General features: G+C 67.2%; 22 protein-coding genes and 2 tRNA genes. 22 read left to right on the top strand and 2 right to left on the bottom strand.

What is annotated here, in order from left to right; translation table 11 throughout:
* The first annotated feature begins 221 nt into the window (after positions 1-221).
* From ACQY9P_RS00550 to ACQY9P_RS00515, 8 genes are all read left to right on the top strand, one after another.
* Positions 222-1943, top strand: a complete 1722-nt coding sequence (locus ACQY9P_RS00550; protein ID WP_421737196.1) for a type I secretion system permease/ATPase — start codon at positions 222-224, stop codon at positions 1941-1943.
* Positions 1944-2002: 59 nt separating this feature from the next.
* Positions 2003-3313, top strand: coding sequence for an HlyD family type I secretion periplasmic adaptor subunit (locus tag ACQY9P_RS00545; protein WP_421737197.1), 1311 nt, complete (start codon positions 2003-2005; stop codon positions 3311-3313).
* 139 nt (positions 3314-3452) lie between these two features.
* Positions 3453-4433 (top strand): GDP-mannose 4,6-dehydratase, encoded by a 981-nt coding sequence (gene gmd / locus ACQY9P_RS00540; protein WP_421737198.1) that lies wholly within the window; start codon positions 3453-3455, stop codon positions 4431-4433.
* The gene (locus ACQY9P_RS00535; RefSeq protein WP_421737199.1) at positions 4430-5062 is read left to right on the top strand and encodes an acetyltransferase; all 633 of its coding nucleotides are present in this window, start codon (positions 4430-4432) and stop codon (positions 5060-5062) included. Before gmd ends, ACQY9P_RS00535 begins: the two co-directional genes overlap by 4 nt.
* Complete coding sequence (locus tag ACQY9P_RS00530) at positions 5059-6189, top strand: DegT/DnrJ/EryC1/StrS family aminotransferase (protein ID WP_421737200.1); 1131 nt, start codon at positions 5059-5061, stop codon at positions 6187-6189. Before ACQY9P_RS00535 ends, ACQY9P_RS00530 begins: the two co-directional genes overlap by 4 nt.
* A gap of 3 nt (positions 6190-6192) precedes the next feature.
* Entirely contained in the window at positions 6193-7230 is a 1038-nt protein-coding gene (locus ACQY9P_RS00525) for a glycosyltransferase family 4 protein (protein WP_421737201.1), read from the top strand.
* Positions 7227-8264, top strand: coding sequence for a glycosyltransferase family 4 protein (locus tag ACQY9P_RS00520; RefSeq protein WP_421737202.1), 1038 nt, complete (start codon positions 7227-7229; stop codon positions 8262-8264). Before ACQY9P_RS00525 ends, ACQY9P_RS00520 begins: the two co-directional genes overlap by 4 nt.
* Before the next feature lie 88 nt (positions 8265-8352).
* Positions 8353-9906, top strand: a complete 1554-nt coding sequence (locus ACQY9P_RS00515) for a TolC family outer membrane protein (RefSeq protein ID WP_421737203.1) — start codon at positions 8353-8355, stop codon at positions 9904-9906.
* Positions 9907-9918: 12 nt separating this feature from the next.
* On the opposite strand, the gene ACQY9P_RS00510 is transcribed toward ACQY9P_RS00515, so the two are convergent.
* Positions 9919-11010, bottom strand: coding sequence for a glycosyltransferase (locus ACQY9P_RS00510; RefSeq protein ID WP_428150949.1), 1092 nt, complete (start codon positions 11008-11010; stop codon positions 9919-9921).
* Between the two features lie 434 nt (positions 11011-11444).
* Here ACQY9P_RS00510 and ACQY9P_RS00505 point away from each other — a divergent pair, with 434 nt between their 5' ends.
* Positions 11445-12980, top strand: a complete 1536-nt coding sequence (locus tag ACQY9P_RS00505; protein ID WP_421737206.1) for a class I SAM-dependent methyltransferase — start codon at positions 11445-11447, stop codon at positions 12978-12980.
* Positions 12981-13744: 764 nt separating this feature from the next.
* Here the strand turns inward: ACQY9P_RS00505 and ACQY9P_RS00500 are convergent.
* A tRNA-Thr gene (locus tag ACQY9P_RS00500) sits at positions 13745-13819 on the bottom strand.
* A 47-nt stretch (positions 13820-13866) separates the two neighbouring features.
* Between ACQY9P_RS00500 and ACQY9P_RS00495 the strand changes: the two genes are divergently transcribed.
* The 13 genes from ACQY9P_RS00495 to ACQY9P_RS00435 all read left to right on the top strand — a co-directional run bounded on the left by ACQY9P_RS00495 (position 13867) and on the right by ACQY9P_RS00435 (position 23597).
* Positions 13867-14361 carry a hypothetical protein gene (locus ACQY9P_RS00495; protein ID WP_421737207.1) on the top strand — a complete coding sequence of 165 codons (495 nt, stop codon included), beginning with the start codon at positions 13867-13869 and terminating at the stop codon, positions 14359-14361.
* Positions 14362-14460: 99 nt separating this feature from the next.
* Positions 14461-15750: a UDP-N-acetylglucosamine 1-carboxyvinyltransferase gene (gene murA, locus ACQY9P_RS00490; RefSeq protein ID WP_421737208.1), complete on the top strand. Its 1290-nt coding sequence runs from the start codon at positions 14461-14463 to the stop codon at positions 15748-15750.
* On the top strand, positions 15751-16191 hold the full coding sequence (locus ACQY9P_RS00485; RefSeq protein ID WP_421737209.1) for a DUF2948 family protein: 441 nt from the start codon (positions 15751-15753) through the stop codon (positions 16189-16191).
* Between the two features lie 174 nt (positions 16192-16365).
* Positions 16366-16557 (top strand): hypothetical protein, encoded by a 192-nt coding sequence (locus ACQY9P_RS00480; RefSeq protein ID WP_421737210.1) that lies wholly within the window; start codon positions 16366-16368, stop codon positions 16555-16557.
* A gap of 241 nt (positions 16558-16798) precedes the next feature.
* Positions 16799-18268, top strand: coding sequence for an NCS1 family nucleobase:cation symporter-1 (locus ACQY9P_RS00475; protein WP_421737211.1), 1470 nt, complete (start codon positions 16799-16801; stop codon positions 18266-18268).
* A gap of 786 nt (positions 18269-19054) precedes the next feature.
* Positions 19055-20341, top strand: a complete 1287-nt coding sequence (gene hisD / locus ACQY9P_RS00470; RefSeq protein WP_421737212.1) for a histidinol dehydrogenase — start codon at positions 19055-19057, stop codon at positions 20339-20341.
* A 21-nt stretch (positions 20342-20362) separates the two neighbouring features.
* The gene (locus tag ACQY9P_RS00465) at positions 20363-20839 is read left to right on the top strand and encodes a UPF0262 family protein (RefSeq protein ID WP_421737213.1); all 477 of its coding nucleotides are present in this window, start codon (positions 20363-20365) and stop codon (positions 20837-20839) included.
* Positions 20840-20841: 2 nt separating this feature from the next.
* On the top strand, positions 20842-21297 hold the full coding sequence (locus tag ACQY9P_RS00460) for a low molecular weight phosphatase family protein (RefSeq protein WP_421737214.1): 456 nt from the start codon (positions 20842-20844) through the stop codon (positions 21295-21297).
* Positions 21298-21393: 96 nt separating this feature from the next.
* Complete coding sequence (gene infA, locus ACQY9P_RS00455; protein WP_035044427.1) at positions 21394-21612, top strand: translation initiation factor IF-1; 219 nt, start codon at positions 21394-21396, stop codon at positions 21610-21612.
* Positions 21613-21617: 5 nt separating this feature from the next.
* Complete coding sequence (locus tag ACQY9P_RS00450; protein ID WP_421737215.1) at positions 21618-22214, top strand: Maf family nucleotide pyrophosphatase; 597 nt, start codon at positions 21618-21620, stop codon at positions 22212-22214.
* Positions 22211-23254 carry a ribonuclease E/G gene (locus ACQY9P_RS00445; RefSeq protein WP_421737216.1) on the top strand — a complete coding sequence of 348 codons (1044 nt, stop codon included), beginning with the start codon at positions 22211-22213 and terminating at the stop codon, positions 23252-23254. Before ACQY9P_RS00450 ends, ACQY9P_RS00445 begins: the two co-directional genes overlap by 4 nt.
* Positions 23251-23430, top strand: coding sequence for a DNA gyrase inhibitor YacG (locus ACQY9P_RS00440; RefSeq protein WP_421737217.1), 180 nt, complete (start codon positions 23251-23253; stop codon positions 23428-23430). Before ACQY9P_RS00445 ends, ACQY9P_RS00440 begins: the two co-directional genes overlap by 4 nt.
* A 91-nt stretch (positions 23431-23521) precedes the next feature.
* A tRNA-Phe gene (locus ACQY9P_RS00435) sits at positions 23522-23597 on the top strand.
* Positions 23598-23871 lie beyond the last annotated feature (274 nt).

The raw sequence follows: 23871 nt of genomic DNA, 5'->3' as shown, positions 1-23871 counted from the left end.
CCCAAGCTCCGCCTTGGACCGGTCGGGGCGAAGCCGCTTGACACCGGACGAGAGGGGGCGCTACGGGGCGAATTCGGCTTGTGCCGCAACCGGGGAACGCGCCGTCGGGCGCGCTATCGCGGGGGCCGCGCGGCGACTAATTTTTGGCCACAATTGCGTGGTCGATCGCGGCGCGGCGATAGTCGTCGATCCGCATCCTACGGCTTGGTCTGTGAACCCTGATGTCAGCTAAGAAAATCGAGAAGCTCACGCCGTTGAACGTGGCGGCCAACGCCGCCCGGCCGGCCCTGATCACCGCCATGGTGTTCAGCTTCTTCATCAACATCCTGGCCCTGGTCAGCCCGCTCTACATGCTCCAGGTCTATGACCGCGTGCTGTCCAGCCGCAATGTCATGACCCTGGTCGTGCTGACGCTGATCTGCATCTTCCTGTTCGTGATCTATGGTTTCCTGGAAGCCCTGCGCACCCAGGTGCTGGTGCGCGCCGGCCTCAAGTTTGATGGCCAGGTCCGCGACCCGGTGTTCCGCGCCGTGCTGGATTCGACGCTGAACAAGCGCGGCTCGGGCGCTCAGGCGTTCCGCGACATGGACGTGGTGCGCGAATTCATGACCGGCGGCCTGATCGCGTTCTGCGACGCGCCGTGGACGCCGGTGTTCATCATCGTGTCCTTCATCCTGCACCCCTATTTCGGCGTGCTGGCGATCATCAGCTGCGTGATCATCTTCGGCTTGGCCATCGCCAATGACCGCAGCACCAAGAACCCGCTGCAGATGGCGACCATGGCCTCGATCGCCGCCCAGTCCGACGCCAGCTCCACCCTGCGCAACTCCGAGGTCATCGTGGCCATGGGCATGTGGGGCGGCCTGCAGCAGCGCTGGCGCGTGCGCCGCGACGAGCAGATCGCCTGGCAGGCGGCTGCCAGCGACGCCGGCGGCGCGGTGATGTCGGCCATCAAGGTCTTCCGCCAGATCGTCCAGACCCTGATCCTGGGCGGCGGCGCCTATCTGGCCATCGAGGGCAAGATCTCGTCGGGCGCCATGATCGCCGGCTCGATCCTGGTGGGCCGCGCCCTGGCGCCGATCGAGGGCGCCGTGGGCCAGTGGAAAAGCTATATCGCCGCGCGCGGTTCGTGGGATCGCCTGCAGACCACGATGCGCGGCGAGAAGGATGTTTCCGAGCACATGCAGCTGCCGGAGCCCAAGGGCGTGCTGTCGGCCGAAGGCGCCTCGATCCTGCCGCCCGGCGCCCAGGCGCCGACCATGCGCAACGCCACCTTCCGTCTCGACGCCGGCACCGCCCTGGCGATCGTCGGCCCCAGCGCGGCGGGCAAGTCCTCGCTGCTGCGCGGCATCGTCGGCGTCTGGCCCTGCGCGGCCGGCGTGATCCGGCTGGACGGCTATGACATCAAGCAGTGGGATCCCGAGCAGCTGGGCCGCCACATCGGCTACCTGCCGCAGGACATCGAGCTGTTCTCCGGCACCGTCGCCCAGAACATCGCCCGCTTCACCGAGTATGAAGCCCAGGACGTGATCGACGCCGCCACCCTGGCCGGCGTGCATGCGATGATCCAGGACCTGCCGCAGGGCTATGACACGCCGATCGGCGAGGGCGGGGCGTCGCTTTCGGGCGGCCAGCGTCAGCGCCTGGCCCTGGCGCGCTCGGTCTACAAGATGCCGGCCCTGCTGGTGCTGGACGAGCCGAACGCCAGCCTGGACGCCCTGGGCGAGGCGGCCCTGGTCGACGCCCTGACCCGCCTGAAGGCGGCCAAGCGGACGGTGGTGTTCGCCACCCACAAGGTCAACATCCTGACCTCCGCCGACTACATCATGGTGATCAATCAGGGCGGGATCGCCGATTTCGGTGATCGCGAAACGATGTTGGCCAAGCTGATGGGGCAGGCCCAGCCGCCGGCCCCCGCGCCGACGCCGCTGCGCTCGCACTGATCGTCCGTCCAGTTCTCTTCCGCCGCCCCCAGCGGCGCGCCGTCTAGGCCGAAAGCAAAATGAAGCTTCCCACGATTTCCCGTCCCACGGACAACTTCAAGGACGTGGCCAAGATTGGCTACGGCATCATCATCGTGACGTTCGTGGGGCTGCTGGGCTGGGCCGCGCTGGCGCCGCTCGACAGCGCCGTGATCGCGCACGGCGTGGTGTCCAGCGAGGGCAATCGCAAGACCATCCAGCACCTGGAAGGCGGCATGCTGCGCAAGATCCTGGTGCATGAGGGCGAACATGTGCGGGCCGGGCAGCTGCTGTTCGAACTGGACCCCACCCAGGCCAACGCCGCCCTGGGCATCACCCGCAGCCAGTATGTCTCGCTCAAGGCCCAGGAAGCCCGCCTGCTGGCCGAACGCGACCAGCGCTCGACCATCGCCTTTCCCGCCGAACTGCTGAGCCAGCAGAGCGACCCGCTGGTCGCCAGCGCCATCGCCGACGAGCGCGCCCAGTTCAACGAGCGTCGTCAGACCCTGCAGGGTCAGACCGACCTGATGAACGCCCAGAAGAGCCAGTACCAGAGCGAGATCGACGGCATCGAGCGCCAGTCCGAGGGCCTGAAGCAACAGCTGGGCTTCATCCAGGACGAGCTGAAGGACCTGCAGACCATCTATGACAAGGGCCTGGTGCCGCGGCCGCGCCTGCTGGCGCTGGAACGCGAGCAGGCCTCGCTGTCGGGTTCGATCGGCCGCCTGATCGCCGACCGCTCCAAGGCCGTCCAGGGCATGAGCGAGACCCAGCTGAAGATCCGCCAGATCCGCCAGCAGTTCTTCGAGGAAGTCAGCCAGAACATCACCGAGGTGCGGGTCAAGCTCTCGGAAGTGACCGAGCGCGAGATCGTGGCCTCCGACGCCCAGAAGCGCGTCAGGATCGTCTCGCCGGTCAATGGTGTGGCGCAGAACCTGCGCTTCTTCACCGAGGGCGCCGTCGTGCGCGCCGGCGAACCCCTGGTCGATATCGCCCCCAATGACGAGGCCCTGGTGATCCAGGCGCACTTCGCCCCGACCGATGTCGACAACATCCATATCGGCATGACCACCGAGGTGCGGCTGCCGGCCTTCCACTCGCGCAAGATCCCTGTGCTCAGCGGCAAGCTGATCTCGATCTCGAACGACCGCCTCGTCGACGAGGCGGCCAAGACCTCGTACTTCCTGGGCATCGTGACGGTGGATACGCGCCAGCTGCCCAAGGAGGTGCGCAGCAAGCTCTCCGCCGGCATGCCGGCCGAGGTGATCGTCCCGACCGGCGAGCGCACCATGCTGCAGTATCTCTTCCAGCCCCTGGGCGCCACGCTGCGCACCACGATGCGGGAGGAGTAGGGGAAGCGTTTTCAACGCTCTGATTCGACTGGGTTTTCGGTGGAAGGCGGCAAGCGGATTAATTGCCGGCGCGCTGCTTTCCAAACCGACCCAATAGTGTAGTCAGGCCCTTCTCATATTCAGGAATTGAACTAGGCGCATGGCTAAGACCGCATTGATCACCGGCGTGACGGGCCAGGACGGCGCCTATCTGGCCAAGCTGCTGCTCGAGAAGGGCTACACGGTCCACGGCATGCTGCGTCGCTCGGCCTCGGCCGACGTGATCGGCGACCGCCTGCGCTGGATCGGCGTCTATGACGACGTTCAGCTCGAACTGGGCGACCTGCTCGACACCGGCGGCCTGGCGCGGCTGATGCGCCGCCTGCAGCCGGACGAGGTCTATAACCTGGCCGCCCAGAGCTTCGTGGGCGCCTCCTGGGACCAGCCTCACCTGACCGGGGCCGTGACCGGCCTGGGCGCGACCAACATGCTCGAGGCGGTGCGTCTGGAATGCCCGACCGCGCGGTTCTATCAGGCCTCCTCGTCGGAGATGTACGGCCTGGTGCAGGAGCCGATCCAGTCGGAGACCACGCCCTTCTATCCGCGCTCGCCCTACGCCGTGGCCAAGATGTACGCCCACTGGATGACGGTGAACTACCGCGAAAGCTACGGCATGCACGCCTCGTGCGGCATCCTGTTCAATCACGAGAGCCCGCTGCGGGGCATCGAGTTCGTGACCCGCAAGGTCACCGACGCCGTCGCCGCCATCAAGCTGGGTCTGACCGACAAGGTCGAGCTGGGCAACCTGGACGCCAAGCGCGACTGGGGCCACGCCCGCGACTATGTCGAGGCGATGTGGCTGATGCTCCAGCAGGAGCAGCCCGACGACTATGTGGTCGCCACCGGCCGCACGGCCACCGTGCGCCAGATGTGCGAGATCGCCTTCGCGGCGGCCGGCCTGAACTATCAGGACCACGTCACGATCAACCCGAAGTTCATCCGTCCGGCCGAAGTGGACCTGCTGCTGGGCGATCCGGCCAAGGCCGGCGCCACGCTGGGCTGGAGCGCGACCACCACGCTCGAAAGCCTGATCAGCGAGATGGTCGAGGCCGATATCGTGCGGCGTCGTCAGGCGAAATGACCGCCGGCGTCGTCATTGTTGGCGGCGGGGGCCACGCCAAGGTGGTCATCGAAAACCTGCGGGCCGCGGGCCAGACGATCGCGGCGGTGATCGACGCCGATCCGACCCCGCGTCAGGTGGCGGGCGCGCCGGTCGTGGGCGACGATTCCGCCCTTCCGGGCCTGAGAGGACAGGGGCTGAGGAAGGCCTTCGTGGCGATCGGCGACAACCGCCTGCGCGTCAGGCTGGCCCAGGGCCTGCGCGACCAGGGCTTCGAGCTGGTCAACGCCATCCACCCGTCGGCCGTCATCTCGCCCTCGGCCCGGCTGGGCGTGGGCGTCGCCGTGATGGCGGGCGCGGTGATCAACGCCGAGAGCCAGATCGGCGACCTGGCGATCATCAACACCGGCGCTGTCGTGGACCATGACTGCCGCCTGGGCGCGGCTTGCCACCTGGGCCCGGCCTCGGCCCTGGCGGGCGGCGTCAGCCTCGGCAAGCGCACCTTTCTGGGCGTCGGCGCCCGGGTGATCCCCAATGTTACGATCGGCTCGGACGCGATCGTCGGCGCCGGCGCCGTCGTGCTGCGCGATCTGGCCGACGGTGTCGTGGCGTTCGGCGTCCCGGCCAGGATCCAAGGAAATCGGCAATGACCCAACCCGCGGACACCCCTCTGCCCCGCATCTCCGTCGCCGTGCCGCGCCTGGACGGCAATGAGCGCAAATATGTGCTCGAGTGCATCGACACGACGTGGATCTCATCGCTGGGCCGCTTCATCGGCGAGTTCGAGGCCGCGTTCGCGACCTATTGCGGCGTCAAGCACGCGATCGCCGTCAACAACGGCACCACGGCCCTGCACCTGGCGCTGGTGGCGATGGGGATCGGACCGGGCGACGAGGTGATCGTCCCCAGCCTGACCTATATCGCGTCGGCCAATGCGGTGACCTACTGCGGCGCGACGCCGGTGCTGGTCGACAATGATCCGCGGACCTTCAACATGGATCCGGCCCTGCTGGAGGCCAAGATCACGCCGCGCACCAAGGCGATCATGCCGGTCCACGTCTATGGCCAGTCGGCCGACATGGACCCGATCATGGAGATCGCCCGCCGCCACGGCCTGCAGGTGATCGAGGACGCCGCCGAGGCCGTGGGCGCCAAGTACAAGGGCCGGATGACCGGCGGGCTGGGCGACTGCGCGACCTTCAGCTTCTTCGGCAACAAGATCATCACCACCGGCGAGGGGGGGATGGTCACTACCAATGACGACGCCATGGCCGAGCGCATGCGCCTGTATCGCAGCCAGGGCATGGACCCCAAGCGCCGCTACTGGTTCCCGGTCGTCGGCTTCAACTATCGCATGACCAACATCCAGGCCGCGATCGGCCTGGCCCAGCTGGAGCGGATCGAGCACCATCTGGCGGCGCGGCGTCGCGTGGCCGATCTCTACAACGCCAAGCTGGCTCGCCTGGGCAATCGCCTGACCCTGCCTTACGTCGAGCCGTTCGCCGAGCATGTGTTCTGGATGTACACCGTGCGGCTCAGCGACAGGCTGGCCAAGTCGCGCGACCAGGTGATGCTGGACCTCGACGCCCTGGGCATCGAGACGCGGCCGGTCTTCTATCCCATGCACATCATGCCGCCCTATGAAGGCCTGGACAGCGGACCCCTGCCGATGGCCGACGCGTGTTCCGCAGACGGCATGAACCTGCCCACCCATGGCGACCTGACCGAGGCCGATATCGACCGGATCGTCGACGCCCTGGACCAGGTTCTGGTCTAGGCCATGCGCATCGTCCTCCTGTCCTCGATCGTGCCCTTCATCAATGGCGGGGCCCGGTTCATCGTCGAGTGGCTCGAAGAAAAGCTGCTGGAGGCCGGCCACGAGGTCGAACGCTTCTATCTGCCGTTCGTCGATGACCCGCGGCAGGTGCTGGACCAGATCGCCGCCTGGCGTCTGCTGGACCTGACCCAGTCGTGCGACCGGGTCATCGCCTTCCGGCCGCCCGCCTATGTGGTCGACCATCCCAACAAGGTGCTGTGGTTCATCCACCACATTCGCACCTTCTACGATCTGTGGGACACGCCCTATCGCGGCATGCCCGACGACGCCGGCACGCGGGCGATCCGCGACAATCTGCGGGCGCTGGATACCCGGGCGATCGCCGAGTCGCGGGCGGTGTTCACCAATTCGCAGGTCGTCGCCGACCGGCTCAAGCGCTTCAACGGCCTGGACGCCACGCCGCTGTATCCGCCGATCTACAAGCCCGAACGCTTCACCCACACCGGCTATGGCGACGAGATCGTCGCGGTGTCGCGCCTGGAGCCGCACAAGCGCCAGATGCTGATGATCGAGGCGATGCAGCACACGCGGTCGGGCGTGAAGCTGCGACTGTGCGGCACGGCGTCCAATCCCGAGCACGGCCGCTCGCTGGCGACGCGGGCCCGGGAGCTGGGCGTCGCCGACAAGGTGCTGATCGAGGACCGCTGGATCAGCGAGGACGAGAAGGCCCAGATCCTGTCGGGCGCCCTGGCGGTGGCCTATCTGCCCAAGGACGAGGATTCCTACGGCTATCCCTCGCTGGAGGGTGCGCATGCCCGCAAGCCGATCCTGACCACCACCGATTCCGGCGGTGTGCTGGAGCTGGTCGAGCACGGCCGCAACGGCCTGATCACCGAGCCTGACCCCAAGGCGCTGGCCCAGGCGATGGACCGGCTGCACGCCGACCGCAAGGCGACCGAGAAGATGGGCAAGGCGTCGCTGGACAGGCTTTCGGACATGAAGATCGACTGGTCCACCGTGGTCGAAAGGCTGACGTCGTGAAGGTTCTGGTCGTCAACAACGCCGCGCCGTTCCAGCGGGGCGGCGCCGAGGAGCTTGCCGACCATCTGGTCGCCAAGCTGAACGCCACGCCGGGTGTCGAGTCCGAACTGGTGCGCGTGCCGTTCGCCTGGGAGCCGGCCGAGCGCCTGATCGAGGAGATCCTGATCTCGCGCGGCCTGCGGCTCTACAATGTCGACCGCGTCATCGGCCTGAAGTTCCCGGCCTATCTGATCCCGCACGAGAACAAGGTGCTGTGGCTGCTGCATCAGTTCCGTCAGGCCTATGACCTGGCCGAGGCGGGCCAGAGCCACCTGGGCGACGACGATACCGGCCGGTCGGTGAACAGGGCGATCCGCGCGGCCGACAACGCCTGTTTCGCGGAGTGCCGGAAGATCTACTGCAATTCGCCGGTCACCCAGGACCGCCTGCGCCGCTTCAACGGCGTCTCCAGCGAGGTCCTGTATCCGCCGCTGAACGACGCCGAGTTGTTCACGGGCGGCGACTATGGCGACTACGTCTTCGCCGGCGGTCGGGTAGGGGCGGGCAAGCGGCAGCACCTGCTGATCGAGGCTCTGGCCAAGCTGGGCAAGGGGCCGCGCCTGCTCATCGCCGGCCCACCCGAGAACGAGGCCTATGCGCAGCGCCTGCGCTCGCTGGTCGCCGAGCATGGCCTGGAAGATCGCGTGGAGCTGCGTTTTGGCTTCCACCCGCGCCAGGATATCGCCCGCTGGGCCAATGGCGCCCTGGCCTGCGCCTATCTGCCCTTCGACGAGGACAGCGTCGGCTATGTGACCATGGAGGCCTTCGCCGCCGGCAAGGCCGTGCTGACCACCACCGACTCCGGCGGATTGCTCGAGATCGTCAACGCCGACACCGGGGCCCTGTCGGAACCCACGCCCGAAGCCTTGGCAGAAGCGCTGGATCAGCTGACGTGCGATCCGAAACGCGCGGCGGCCAAGGGCGGCGCGGCGCGAGATCTCTGGACACGCAAAAACGTCACATGGGGCGAGACCGTTCGCCGCCTTCTTGATTAAGCCACAAATATTGGGTTGAAGCCACGCGGGCGTGGCGCCTAAACAAGGAATGCGCGTGTTTTCAAAAGCCCTATCCGCTCGGACTTCCGTGATCGCCTTGGCGGCCGCCTTGGCCGCGATGGGCTGCGCGGCGACAGCGCGCGCCGAGACCCTGGCCGATGCTGTGACCACGGCCTACGAAACCAATCCCAACATCCAGGCCCAGCGCGCCGCGATGCGCGCCCTGGACGAAAACTATGTCCAGGCCCGGGCCGCCTTTGGCCTGTCGGCCAGCGTCAGCCTTTCGGAGAATGACTACGAAGTGGAACAGCGCCGGCGGTCGACCACCGCTGGGGCGGGGGCCACGACCCAGAGCACCCAGCTGAGCGTCAGCCAGCCTCTCTACACCAGCGGTCGCTACACCGCCCGCCTGGGCGGGATCGAGGCGCAGATCCGGGGCGCGCGCGAGAACCTGCGGCGGATCGAGATGGACCTGCTGGTCCGCGCCACGAATGTCTATGTGCTGGTGCGGCGCGACCAGGAAATCCTGCGCATCAGCCAGGGCGGGGCCACCTGGCTGGAAAAACAGCTGAAGGACACCGAGGACAAGTACAGCGTCCGGCAGGTCACCCTGACGGATGTGCAGCAGGCTCGAGCCCGCCTGGCCTCGGCCCGCACCCAAGTCGCCAACGCCGAGGCCCAGCTTTCGCTGAGCCGCGCCCAGTATGCGTCGATCATCGGCCGGATGCCTGAGAACCTCGAGCCCGAGCCCGACATCGAGGGCCTGCCCACGGGGCTGGATGAGGCCTTCGATGTGGCCGAGGACTTCAATCCAAGCCTCCACTCGGCCATGTACACCGAAAAGGCTTCGCGCCTGCAGGTCGCCGAGGCGCGCGCTCAACGCCTGTTCTCGGTCACCGCCCGCGTAGACTATCGGAACGGTCCTGAAGTGGCCTACAGCGCAAAGGGGCGCCAAAGCACCACAGATACCTCGATCGTCTTGTCGCAGCCGCTGTTCAGCAGCGGCCAGCTCAATTCTCAGGTGCGCCAGGCGCTCGAAGAGAACAACCGTGACCAGCATCTGCTCGACGACGCCCGTCGCAGCATGGTGCTGAACGTCTCGCAGGCCTGGGATCAACTCAGCGTCGCGCGCCGTTCGCTGACGTCGCTGGAAGACGAGATGAAGGCCGACACCATCGCCTTCTATGGCGTGCGGGAAGAAGAGCGCTTCGCGCTGCGCAGCACGATCGAGGTGCTGAACGCCCAGGCCGAGCTTCAGGCCGCCCAGGTTAACTTCATTCGCGGGCGCTACAACGAGTATGTCAGCCGGCTGCAATTGCTGGCCCAGATCGGCACGCTCGAGGTCGGTGATATCGCGCCGGGTGTGAAGACCTACAATCCCGAGAAGAACTTCAAGAAGGTCCGCTTCAAGGGCGCGTTGCCGACCGAGGCCCTGACCCACGTGTTCGACAAGATTGCGCTGCCGATGTCGCCCAAGGCCAAGGCTGGTGACACCACGCCGATCCGGCCGGCCTCGACCGAAATGCCGGCCGCGCCGATCGAAGCCGCCAAGGTTCAGCCGCCGGCCTCGATCAACCAGATGCCGGCTCTGAGCGACGCGGACCTCAAGGACGCCCCGGTGAAGACCGCGCCCAAGGAGTGAGGCCGGGGCGCCTCAAGCCGGCCAGTTCAGGCCGGGCAGCAGCGTCTTCATGAGGGCGGTCCAGGCTCTGGGCTGGAACGAGGCATGACGGTTCTCCGCCGTCGCCTTCGATAGGGCCTGCCGCCAGGCGTCATTGTCGATCAGTCGGGCCAGCTTCGCCGCCGCGTCCATCTCGTCGGCCTCGGCCCACTGGCCCTGGGTGTAGATCGCCCCGTCGCCCCGCACCGATGTCAGCTGATAGTCGACCAGCACGCTGGACGCCGGGTCCATGAACTCGGCATTGGCCGACCAGCCCGTGGCGATGGCCGCCTTGCCGTTCCAGATCGCCTCCGCCAGCAACAGGCCATAGCCCTCGGAGCGGTGCAGCGAGAGCACGATGTCGCAACTGGCGGTCAGGACGGCCATGTCCTGGGCCGACAGGGACTGGGTCATCAGACGCACCGCCGGCATGTCCGCCGTCAGGGCCTGGAGATCCTGGAAGGTCTGGGGCGCATGCTCGACGCCCATCACCTTGCAGACCAGGATCGCCTCGCGCGGGGTCATGGACACAGCCTGGTGGAAGGTGCGCAGGGCGGCGTAGGGGTTCTTGCGCTGGGCGGTCGACCGCAGATCGAAGGCCATCAGCACCACGACGGCCCCGGCCGGCAAGTCGAACCGCGCGCGATCCGCGGCGGGGCGGGGATTGAGATAGACGGGGTAGGGCGCGGCGGTGACCTTCACCCGCCTGGGCGCCGCGGCCCGTATCGCCCGCGCGGCGAACTCGGACGGGGCCCAGACCTCGTCGACAAGGTCGAAGGCCGGCAGCCAGTCTTCGGGGATCTCTTCAAGCTCCCAGGCCCAGTAGCCGATATGTCGCCGGCGATAGATTTCGCGGCCTTCGGTCAGCCCGATCCAGTAAAGCAGTTCCGGAGGGTTGATGTGCGAGATGACCACGCCGCGTTCCCAAGGCCGGGGCGCGGGGGATTCGCAGGGGATGTCGACGGTGAAGCCCACGTCGCGGGACAGGTCCAGCGCGCGAACATCCTGACCGCCGTCCTGGAAGCCCCGAACCAGCATGCGGCCGCCTTCGCCCAGCCCATGCACGGCCCCCAGGAAGCCAACCACCGTCACCGGGCCTGAGGGCGACGCGCCGGGCCACCGATGAGCGCGCCAGGCGGTCCGCGCCCGGGCGGCCTGTTCGGCGGCGGCGCGGCGACCGTCACGGATTGCCTGGACGGTCCTGTTGGCCCCGTTCCGGAGGCTTGACAGGCCCTGGTGCGCCGCGCGCCGGATGGGGGCTGGCAGGCCGCGCCAGAGCGCTGGTAGGCGGGTTCTCATGAGACAAGCATACGCGGTGGCGCCGTCGATCGCGACAATCGCTCAGGCTGTATATCAATTCGCGGGCTCAACCCATGCCAATAGCCGCGGGCCACCAGCGTGACCCGCCCACTCGCGCCTGACTGCTCGCAGCGAGATGAGGTTCGGTATTGGTCCGCGGTCCTTGCCACGCCAAATATTACCGTGCAGCAATATGTAAAATTCACCTGTCAGGGGGTCCCGTGTCGAGCGACTGGAATGCAGGCTACGTAACCGACGTAAACTACACATTCGGCTATTATGCGGAACTCAACCCCCTGCGCTGCCGGCTGCCGCTGCTGACGGTCGGACGCCATGCGCCCAGGATCGAGAACGCCTGCGAGCTGGGTTTCGGCCAGGGCCTGTCGGTCTCGATCCACGCTGCGGCCCAGGCGGGAATCAAGTGGTGGGGCACCGACTTCAATCCCTCCCAGGCCGCCTTCGCCGCCGAGATGGCGCGCCTGTCGGGCTCCGACGCCCGCCTGTACGACCAGGCGTTCGCCGAGTTCTGCGGCCGCACCGATCTGCCCGACTTCGACTTCATCGGCCTGCATGGCATCTGGACCTGGATCTCCGACGAGAACCGCGTGATCCTGGTCGACTTCATCCGCCGCAAGCTGCGTCCGGGCGGGGTGCTCTACATCAGCTACAACACCAATCCCGGCTGGTCGTCTTCCGAGCCTCTGCGCCACCTGATGAAGCGCCATGCCGACGTGATGGGCGCGCCGGGGCAGGGGATCATCACCCAGACCGAGCAATCGCTCGATTTCATCGACAAGCTGTTCGCCCTCAATCCCGCCTTCGCCGTGGCGAACCCCGCCGCGGTGGAGCGCCTGAAGACGATCCAGAAGCAGGATCGCAAGTACCTCGCCCACGAATACATGAACCGCGACTGGACCCCGATGCATTTCGCGGACATGGAGCGGTGGCTGGGCGACGCCAAGGTGACGTTCACGTGCTCGGCCTACACCATCGACCACGCGCACAATCTGAACCTGACGCAGGAACAGATGGACTTCATGCGGGCCATTCCGGATGTCTCCCTGCGCGAGACGGTTCGGGACTACTGCATCAACCAGCAGTTCCGGCGCGACTACTGGGTGCGCGGCGCGCGGGCCCTGGCGGGACACGAGCAGATCGCGGCCCTGCGCGCTGAGCGCATCATCCTGACCACCCTGAAGGGCTCCCTGCCTGAAAAGGTGCGCGGCGTGCTGGGCGAGGCCGAGCTGATGCCGGCCATCTATCAGCCGATCTTCGAGTTCCTCGGCGACTACAAGTCGCGGACGATCCAGGAACTGGAGGCCCATCTGGCGCCCAAGGGCGTCGGCATCGCCCAGCTGAACTCGGCGATCTCCATCCTCTTCGGGTTGGGAACGATCCAGTCGGCCGTCGATCCCCAGGACGCCAACAAGGCCAAGCCCCGGACGCTGGCCTTGAACCGACAGATCGCCCAGCGGGCGCTTTCGACCGGCGACATCGGCTATTTCGCGTCGCCCGTTACGGGCGGGGCCACGAGCGCGTCGCGGTTCCAGCAGCTGTTCTGGCTGAGCAAGCAGTCCGGCGGCAAGACGCCCGCCGATTGGGCCGCCTTCGCCTGGTCGATCCTGCAGTCCCAGAACGAGGCCATCATCAGGGACGGGGTCACCCTTCAGGGCGATGAGAACCTGACCGAGCTGGTCGCTCAGGCCCAGCTCTGGAATGAGCAGGTCTTGCCGCTGTGGACAGCCCTGGGCGTCTAGTCGTCCGCTTCTTTTTTCGATCCCCGCGCGAGCCGGTTCCCCCTGGAATCGGCTCGTGTTCGTTGGCGGCCAGGTCAGACTCGCCCTTCACGCGAGCAAGCGACTGTCACGATTCACTTCCGACAAAGTGTCGGTTTCTCGACATCCACTCGCCTGACTGGAGATTTTCAGCGATCAGTCGCCCGATCACCCTCTCGGGCGCGGACTATCTTGTCGGAATTATTTCGTAAATCAGCGTGGATATTTGAGTTAAATTTGCAGTCATTGAGGCAAATATTTAGATGGAGCAAAATCTATACGAATTTCCACATGCCCTTATACATTGTGATGGCGCTGGCTGATTTAGATGCTCTTCTAAAGCGACGGCGAACTGTGGTTTTGGAACCTCAGCGACATCCGGAAAGTATCGGAAGTTGTGCTCGAGAATTAGTGCGTACCGCAACGAATCTTCGCGCTTCGATGTTGCGGTGAGAGGTGGTTTGAGGTATGAAGAGTGCGTCTACCCAGAAGACATCCCATTAGCCCCGTTGGTGACGTTGTCGCCAGCGGGGCTTATTGTTTGGGCCTGCCTCTGGCGATCGCCGGCAAGGCTCGCGGTCCAGGCCAGCTTCCGATCATCACCGATCCTGAAATTCGCCGGGGCGAGATCCTGTCGCGCCTTCGGCGTGGCCCCGCGCGCGCGCTCGCGCGCCCGATCGTTCGGGGTGTGTCTCTTCGCTTTGTGGGGAATGGTCGGTCCCAAACCCGTGAGGGTTTGGGACCGATGGTGCCACGACAGGGACTCGAACCCTGGACCTCAGCCTTACCAAGGATGCGCTCTACCACTGAGCTACCGCGGCGAAGAGGAGGGGCGTATAGCGAGCCAAATCGCGAATGCAAAGCCTAAATGCGACTTGACCCACAGACTTCGTCGCCGCACCCCTCGCTGATGCCCATCAGCGACGAAAAATCTGTCCGCGAAGCCAGGCTCGCCGAAGCCCTCAGAACCAACCTGCGCAAGCGAAAAGCCGCCTCCAGAGGCCCCTCTGAAGGCGTCGAGCGCGCGGTCGCGGCCGCCGAGGCGGCGCCGCCGCCCTATTTCGTCGTTCGGCGCCTGGAAGGGGTGAATCATCGCGACGGGACGCGAGTCGACCTGATCCTGGAAATCTCGGCGCCCTATGCCGATCCGGATTCGGAGGAGGGGGCGGCCTGCGCCGTGCGGCTGACCGGCGACGGCGGCCAGTTCGACACGGCCCACGGCCGGGCAGCGTTCGGTCTCGACGGGCTGCAGGCGGTGCGGCGCGCGCTCGACCTGGCCCAGGTGGCCCTGGACCTGGCCAGCACGACCCATGATCTGCGGTGGCCAGATGGTCGGTCCTACGACCTTTCCGCGCCCATTTGAGCCGCGCCCCTTGCAAGCCCTCTTGCAACGGATAGAACCCGCCCCTCACATGTGACCCGCGCGGCGAACCCTCTCCGTCGCGCGCTCGAGGGACGTCATTTGGATCGCATCGCCATCATCGGCGGCGCGCGGCTGAACGGGATCATCCCGGTCAGCGGCGCCAAGAACTCGGCCATCAAGCTGATGGCCGCCAGCCTGCTCACGGATGAGCCGCTGCGCCTGACCAACATGCCGCGCCTGGCCGACACCCGGTTCCTGGGCAAGCTGCTGTCGCGGCTGGGCGTCAGCGTCACCGAAAGCGACGGCCCCGACGGCCAGCAGACGATCCTGCACGCGCCCGAGATCACCAGCGGTTTCGCGCCCTATGATCTGGTTCGCCAGATGCGCGCCTCGTTCAACGTGCTGGGCCCGCTGATCGCCCGCACCGGCCAGGCCAAGGTCTCGCTGCCCGGCGGCTGCACCATCGGCGCGCGGCCGGTGGACCTGCACCTGCAGGCCCTGGAAGCCCTGGGCGCCAAGATCGACCTGCACGAGGGCTATGTCTACGCCCAGGCCCCGCGCGGCCTGAAGGGCGCCGAGATCACCTTCCCGTTCGTGTCGGTGGGCGCCACCGAGCACGCCATGCTGGCCTCGGTCCTGGCCGAGGGAACGACGGTGCTGCACAACGCCGCCTGCGAGCCCGAACTACTGGACCTGCAGGAATGCCTCAACGCCATGGGCGCCAAGGTCGAGGGCGCGGGCACGCCGACCGTCACCATCACCGGCGTCGCCCGCCTGCACGGCGCGACCCATTCGGTGATCCCCGACCGGATCGAGATGGGCACCTATGCCGTCGCCGCCGCCATGGCCGGCGGCGAGGTGCGGCTGACCAACGCCCGTCCGCACCTGATCGACAGCCTGCTGGACAAGCTGGAAGAGGCCGGTTGCGGCGTTGAACGCACCGCCGACGGCGTCATCATCCGTCGCAACGGCGAGCGCCTGAAGGCCGTCGACATCGAGACCGCGCCCTATCCGGGCTTCGCCACCGACCTGCAGGCCCAGTTCATGGCCCTGATGACCCTGGCCGACGGCGAGAGCCACATCCGCGAGACCATCTTCGAGAACCGCTTCATGCACGCCCCGGAGCTGATGCGCCTGGGCGCCGACATCTCGGTGTCGGGCGGCGAGGCCCGCGTGCGCGGCGTCGCCCAGTTGGAAGGCGCCGAAGTGATGGCCACCGACCTGCGGGCTTCGGTCAGCCTGGTGATCGCCGGCCTGGCGGCGCGCGGCGAGACGGTCGTGTCGCGCATCTACCACCTGGATCGCGGCTTCGAGCGTTTGGAAGAGAAGCTCACGGCCTGTGGGGCGCAGGTGCGCCGCATCAAGGACGACGGAGAGGCCGAACACTAAATGGCAAAGACCGCCCCCGCCCTGCGACTGCTGGCCCAGGACGCCGAAGACCTGGCGGTGATCTCCGCCGCCCTGCAGGACGCCATCGCCAAGATCGGCGACATCCGCTGGGACGCGCACGGCCGGACCCTGACGATCGCCTGCAATCGCTTCCGCTGGGAGGCCGGCGGCAAGAAGGGGGCGGGCGAGCGCGTGCGCTCGGCCCTGCAACTGGGTGACGTCACCGGCGTCCAGGCCCGCAACCTCAAGCGCGACGCCAAGGGCGCCGTCGTGGAGCTGCTCGCGATCGCCTTCGAGCCCGGCGAGGCGCCCGGCGGCACGGTGATGCTGACCTTCGCCGGCGGCGGCGACCTGCGGGTCGGCGTTGATTGCCTCGACGTGGTGCTGGCCGACGTTTCCGAGCCCTGGGCCACGCCACGTCGGCCGGGGCACGCGGTTTAGGCCCGCTGCTCGATTTGCGGGCACGCCTTGAATCTGACTTCCAAACAGGCAGCGACGGCGCCGAGGATTCGTCCCACGCGCTAGTGATCGCGGGCGAACTCACCTGAGGCGGGAACGGTGTTAGGTTAACGCCACGCGCCCGTCAGAGGCGCGAGCATCGTTAGGGAGGCCGTCATGGCCAGGAAGTCCTATGCGACCGGGGAAGCCCAGTCAGTGTTTTTCCGTGCGTGCGACATCACCAAGCCGGAGCCGCCGGTGCTGCGGCATGGTGGGCCTTGTATGGACTGGGGGCGGCTGACCCTCGTGACCTTGCTCGTCGTGCTGGGCGCGGGCATGGCCACCCTGGCCTATGCCGGCCTGGCGTAGTTCCCGACTTTCATGATCCGTCATCGCCCGGTTTGTCCGGGCGACCCAAGCTGGTTCCAGAGCTAACCCGCCATGGCGGCTTGGGTCCCCCGAACACGTCGGGGGATGACGGGGTTGTTGAGCCAGACCGAACCCCGTTCCGTCGATTGCCAGTCCCGTCAAACCACCCCTAAGCTCGTCCCTCGCGTCCGAGGCGGGGGCCGGCGCGAGCCGACCTCACGCGCCCGCGGGAAGCCGACGCATGAGCGCCCCCGACCGCGATCTCTGGAACGAAGACCTGGCCCCGACCGGCCAGGCGCAACGCACCTGGCGCTGGTGGCATTTCGCGGCCCTGTGGCTTGGCATGGTGATCTGCGTGCCGGCCTACATGCTGGCCTCGGGCCTGATCGAGCAGGGTATGTCGGCGGCGCAGGCGGTCAGCGCCGTGTTGCTGGGCAACCTGATCGTGCTCGCGCCCATGCTGCTGATCGGCCACGCGGGCGCCAAGCACGGCGTGCCCTACGCGGTGCTGGCGCGGGCCTCGTTCGGAATCGTCGGCGCGCGGGTCCCCGCCGTGGCGCGGGCGGTGGTCGCCTGCGGCTGGTACGGCATCCAGACCTGGATCGGCGGCGGGGCGCTGCTCACGCTGCTGGGGGTGGTCCTGGGTGAAAAGTTGGAGGGCGCGCCCCTTCCGCTGCTGGGGATCGGCGTCGGCCAGCTTCTCTCGTTCCTGGCGTTCTGGGGCCTCCAGCTCTTGTTCGTCACCAAGGGCCTGACCGCCGTGCGCCGGCTGGAGACCTGGACCGCGCCGATCAAGGTCGTGATCTGCGGCCTGATGGTGTGGTGGGCCATGGACAAGGCCGGTGGCCTGGGACCGATCTTCCACCAGCCCTCGGCCTTCGTCGACGGCGGTCCCAAGGCCGGGCAGTTCTGGAGCGTCTTCGTTCCGGCCCTGACGGCCATGGTCGGCTTTTGGGCGACCCTGGCGCTCAACATTCCAGACTTCACGCGGTTCGCGAAGACGCAGACCGACCAGATCCTGGGGCAGGCCCTGGGTCTGCCGCTGCCGATGGGCCTGCTGGCCATGGTCAGTGTGGTGACCACGTCGGCGACGGTGATCATCTTCGGCAAGGCCGTGTGGGACCCGGTTCAGCTCGCGGGCGACATCGGCGGGATCGCGGTGGTGATTGGCCTGCTGATCATCAGCCTCGACACTGTCTCCTGCAATATCGCCGCCAATCTGGTGGGGCCGGCCTATGATTTCTCGGCCCTGTGGCCCAAGGCGATCTCGTACCGCACGGGGGGCTGGATCACGGCCGGCATCGGCGTGCTGATCATGCCGTGGAAGCTTTTGGAGACGACCCAGGGCTACATCTTCACCTGGCTAGTCGGCTACAGCGCGCTGCTGGGACCCATCGCGGGGATCCTGATCGTCGACTACTGGCTGCTGCGCAGGACCGTGCTGGCGGTGGAGGCGCTGTACGAGAAGGGCGGCGCCTACGCCTATCGCGGCGGCTGGAACCCGGCGGCGATCGTGGCCCTGATCGTCGGCGTGGCGCCGAACCTGCCGGGCTTCCTGGCCTCGGCGGCGCCGCACCTGTTCGGCGGGGTAGGGGCGTTCTGGACGGGGCTCTACACCTATGCGTGGTTCGTCGGTCTGGCGCTGGCGGGGGCGGTTTACGGGGTGATGATGCGGGGGAAGGTGGCGGCGCCGCCCAGATCCTCCCCCTAGCGGGGGAGGTGTCGGCGAAGCCGACGGAGGGGGAAGTGACAGCTGAATCATTGCGGTCTTCCCCCGCCGGCCTCCGGCCGCCTCCCCCTTCAGGGGGGGGATCTATCGCGCTCCATCCTCTGCGTTCAGCGAATCGAACGCAGCAAAATCAATCGCTTCCAACTTTCTCGCCCTTGCGTATCCCCCGCTCCAAAAACGGGTTGATACTTCTCCTTGTCCCCGTCGCAGGGGGAGGGCGCCTGGTACCGGCCCAAAGCGGCGACGGGTGATGAAGCTGAGCGGGGCCGCGACGCCCTGCGTCGAGGACGATGGTGGTCTGTTCGTTGGATTGATCCGGGACCACCGGAAGCCTGGGCGCGGAACGGCGTGGATCACAGGGCGGGGATCAGAGTCCGCCTATCGCACATCGTCGGCGTCGAGACGGATTAGCCGATCGACAAGATGCGCGCCCGTCCGGGGGCTAGTTGGGAATCAGAGCTGAAACCGACGCTCGTGTGCCCCAATCCTCACGGTCAAGAACAGCTTGGCGAAGCGGACTGGTCGAGCCGAAACGCACAAAACACATCACGGTCATCCGGGTTCGTCCCGGCCGCTTCGCGCCTCCCCGACTAACTCAGCGAGTGATCTCGCGTGAGGCTGAGAGCCCGTGTCCGCCAGACTGGCCCCCTCCTGACCTGCTGCGCAGGTCGTCCTCCCCCGTAGGGGGAAGATGAACGCGAAGCGGTCCGTAGGGGCAAGTGCGCCAACACCCCTTGTCTCCCACGCAAAAACCCGCATCTACACCCCATGCGCCGCTTCGACTTTTCCGCCCCTGATTTCGCCGCCGCCTTCAAGGCCTTCCTCGCCGAAGATCGGGGATCGCCCGCTGATGTCGACGCCTCGGTCGTCCAGGTGCTGGACGCCGTGCGCACCGGCGGCATCCAGGCGGTGCTGGACCTGACCCGCAAGTTCGACCGCGTCGACCTGACCGAGCAGACCGTCCGCGTCACCGCCGAGGAAATCGAGGCCGGCGCCGCCGACACTCCGGCTGACGTCCGCGCCGCCATCGCCTTCGCCGCCGCCCGCATCCGCGCCTATCACGCCCGCCAGCGTCCGGCCGACCAGGCCTGGACCGACGAGGCCGGCGTCGAGCTGGGCTGGCGCTGGACGCCGATCGAGGCGGTGGGCGTCTATGTGCCCGGCGGCCGCGCGGCCTATCCCTCGACCGTGCTGATGAACGCCGTGCCCGCCCAGGTGGCCGGCGTCGACCGCATCGCCATGGTCACCCCGCCCGGCAAGCTGCAACCGGCCGTGCTGGCCGCCGCCAAGGAGGCCGGCGTCACCGAGATCTGGCGCATCGGCGGGGCCCAGGCCGTCGCCGCCCTGGCCTATGGCGCGGGGCCGATCCAATCTGTCGACAAGATCGTCGGCCCGGGCAACGCCTATGTCACCGCCGCCAAGCGCCGCCTGTACGGCGTGGTCGGCATCGACGCCCTGGCGGGCCCCTCCGAGATCGTCGTGGTCGCCGACAACAAGAACAATCCCGACTGGATCGCCGCCGACCTGCTGAGCCAGGCCGAGCATGACCCGGCCGCCCAGTCGATCCTGATCACCGACGACGCAGCCTTCGCCGACGCGGTCCAGGCCGCGATCCTCGAGCGCCTGAAGACCCTGGCCACCGGCCAGGACGCCGCCGCCTCCTGGCGCGACCACGGCGCGGTGATCATCGCCCCGCTGGACCAGAGCCCGGCCCTGGTCGACGCCATCGCGCCCGAACACGTCGAGTTCGCCGTGGACGAGCCCGAGCGCCTGTCGGACCGCGTTCGCCACGCCGGCGCGATCTTCCTCGGCCGCCTGACCCCGGAGGCGATCGGTGACTATGTGGCCGGCTCCAACCACGTGCTGCCCACCAGCCGCGCGGCGCGCTTCCAGTCGGGGCTGTCGATCTACGACTTCCTCAAGCGCACCTCGATCGCCAAGTGCAACGCGGCGTCGTTCGGCATCCTTGGACCGCACACCGTGGCCCTGGCGACGGCCGAGGGCCTGCCCGCCCATGCCCTTTCCGCATCCATTCGGTTGCCTTCCGAAGGCTGACGCGCAAATCTGCGGCGACTCATGACCGACGCCCAAACCAACCAGCACCTGAAGTCGATCGTCATCGACGACGACAGCCTCGCGGCCGCCTCGCGCGACCAGGAGCAGGAGCGGCAGGTCGCCATCTTCGACCTGCTGGATTCGAACTATTTCGAACCGGCGGAGGGCGGCGAGGGCCCCTATGACCTGAAGCTGTCGCTGATCGAGAATCGCCTGGCGTTCGACATCTCGGGGCCGGGCTATGAGCGCCGCCACCTTTTGTCCCTGTCGCCCTTCCGGGGGGTGATCAAGGACTACTTCATGATCTGCGACAGCTACTACTCGGCGATCCGCAACTCGACCCCGCAGCAGATCGAGGCCCTGGATATGGGCCGGCGCGGTCTGCACAATGACGGCTCCTCGCTGCTGCGCGAGCGGCTCGAGGGCAAGGTCAAGACCGACCTCGACACCGCCCGTCGCCTCTTCACCCTGATCTGCGCGCTGCACTGGCGGGGTTAGGCGTGCCTGATCTGCCGGACGCCGTACTCTTCACCTGCAACTTCAACCGCGTGCGATCGCCAATGGCCGAAGGGCTGTTCCGGCGATTCTACGGCACCCGGGCCTTCGTTGATTCGTGCGGACTGCGCGGCGACCCGACCGGGGAGGGCGTCGATCCCTTCGTGATCGCCGTGATGGACGAGCTGGGGCTCGACGTCTCCGACCACAAACCCAAGACCTTTGGCGAGCTCGAGGACGACAGCTTCGACGTCGTCGTGTCGCTGACGCCGGAGGCCCAGCACCGCGCCGTCGAGCTGGCGCGGGGCCGCGCGGTCGAAATCGAATACTGGCCGACCCACGACCCCACCCTGGTCAACGGCTCGCGCGAGGCCCGGCTGGAGGCCTATCGCGAGGTGCGTGACGGTCTGGCGGACGCCATCAAGAGACGTTTCGGCGCGCCATCGACGTTTGGGGGGTGAATGCGCTATAGAGGCGCCTCGCCGCGAAGGCTCACGTCTCGACCACCCGGTCGGGGCGTCCTCGCGGCTATCTGTTTGCTCCAATTGAGAGGCCTGATGGCTAAGGAAGAACTTCTCGAGTTTCCCGGTACGGTCAGCGAACTGCTGCCCAACGCGACCTTTCGCGTGACGCTGGAAAACGCTCACGAGATCATCGCCCATACCGCCGGCAAGATGCGCAAGAACCGCATCCGCGTGCTGGCCGGCGACAAGGTGCTGGTCGAAATGACCCCCTACGACCTGACCAAGGGCCGTATCACCTACCGCTTCAAGTAGGGCTGATGGCTTCCGCTACGGCCGTCCAGCCGGCGCTGGTTCTGGCCAGCGCGAGTCCCCGGCGCCTCGACCTGCTGGCGCAGGTCGGCGTCACGCCCGACCGGGTCGATCCCGCCGACATCGATGAGACGCCGCTGCGCGACGAGACCCCGCGTCTCCACGCCCTGCGGCTGGCGCGGTCCAAGGCGCGGGCGGTGGCGGATCGGGCTCCGGGCGATTTCGTCCTGGCGGCCGACACCGTCGTCGCCGTCGGACGTCGCATCCTTCCCAAGGCCGAGACCGAGGATCAGGCAATCAAGTGCCTGGCCCTGCTGTCGGGCCGCAATCACAAGGTGCTGACCGCCGTCGCCGTCGTCGCCCCCGATGGGCGCGAGGCCTCGCGGCTGGTCGAGACCAGAGTTCAAGTGAAGACGTTGTCCGACCTCGAGAAGGCCGACTACCTGGCCGGCGGCGAATGGCGCGGCAAGGCGGGCGGCTATGCCGTGCAGGGCGTGGCGGGTGGATTCATCATCGACCTGCATGGCTCCTATACCGGCGTGGTCGGCCTGCCGCTGTACGAGACCCTGAACCTGCTGCGCGGCCTGGGCTGGAGCGCCCGATGAGCGAGAGGCGCGCCTATCTCTATAAAGGCGTCGGCGAGACCGTCGGCGTCGTCACTCTGGATGGCCGCCCCGAGCGGCTGATCGCCACCTGGGACGGCGATGATCCGCTCGACGTCGAAGGCGTTCGCGGCGTGGCCCGCATCCGCAAGATCGAAAAGGCCTTCGCTTCGGCCTTCGTTCAGTTGCCGGGCGGCCAGGACGTGCTGCTGCCGCTGCGCCCCGACATGCCCAAGCTGGTCGAGGGCGGGCTGGTCGAGATCGAGATCCGCACCCCCTCCCGCCGCGACAAGGCGGCCGTGGCCCGCTTCATCGGAGAAGGGGAGGGCGAACCGCGCGTGCTGGAACCCGCCTTTACCGTCGAGCAGCAACTCAGGCTGCTGGTGAAGTCGGGATCCCCGACCGGCGGCGAGGCGGCCTTGCAAGCTGTCGAGGCCGCCGAGGCCGAGGCGCTGGAAACCATCTTCGCCCTGCCGGGCGGCGGCGACATCAGTATCGAGCCGACGCGCGCCCTGGTGGCCATCGACGTGGATCTGGGCGCCCGTGAGGGTCTCGACGCCAAACGCGCCGCGCGCCAGGCCAATATGGCCGCCCTGGGTGTCGCCGCCCGGATTCTGCGTCTGAAGGGGTTGGGCGGCATCGTCGTCTTTGACCTGGTCGGGCGCGGGCATGATGGACAGGCCCTGTCGACGGCCGCTCGTAACGCCTTCTCGGTCGACAATCCCGGCGTCGCCATCGGCGCGATCAGCCGCTTCGGTACGCTCGAGATGACGATTCCCCGGCGGGGCCGATCGATTCTGGACCGGCTGCTGGATGCGCGGGGCGAGCCGAATCCCCCGGCGGTCGCCCGTCGTCTGGCGCGAGCGCTGGAGCGGGAAGGGCGCGCCGACCCCGGCGGCCGTCTCCTGGCCCGTTGCGCGCCATCCGTGGCCGAGGCTTTCGGCGCCCTGGACGCAGGCTTGGCCGACCGTCTGGGCCGCAGATTCGCGGTCGAGAGCGTCGCCGGTTGGTCGGTTGATCGCATAGAGGTGTCCGCAACATGAGCAGTGGCTGCCCCATCTGCGGCAAGCCGGTCGATCCGGCCTTCCGTCCGTTCTGTTCCAAGCGCTGCTCGGACGTGGACCTGCAGCGATGGCTGTCGGGTCGCTACGTTGTCCCCGCGACCGAGGACGAGGATGAAAATCCCTCCTTGGAGAACATCTACAGGAATGACGAATAGGGCGCTGGACAACCAAATCGGCCTCGCCTATAGACGCGGCTCCCCGCTGCGAGGCGGGCGCTGAAGCGGTTTTCGGACCGTTTAGCCAAAGGCCTGGATAGCTCAGCTGGTAGAGCAGCGGATTGAAAATCCGCGTGTCGGTGGTTCGAATCCGCCTCCAGGCACCACTTTCCCCCGGTTTTCGCCAAATCTCCGTTGTGTCCCCTGCGGTTGCGGCGAGGTTCCGTTGTTCGCGCGGGCTGGTGAGCGGGAAAGGCCAGATAATGGTCGCGGACGCTGCGTAAGGCGCCTGTCTTTCAGCAATCGATGTTTTGTAATTATGCTGCGCTGCAGCGTAGGCTTTCCCGTTATCAGGGAAAAACGGCCCCCAATTCCTGATTTCCCATTTGTGCGATGCAGCAACGGGAGCGGGCTGGCTGTCCGGGCGATCATTTTATGCCC

The sequence above is a fragment of the Caulobacter sp. genome, assembly GCF_965279145.1.
Lineage (GTDB): Bacteria > Pseudomonadota > Alphaproteobacteria > Caulobacterales > Caulobacteraceae > Caulobacter.
The sequence above is the reverse complement of the archived record's forward strand: the minus strand, read 5'-3'. Positions and strand labels throughout refer to the sequence as shown.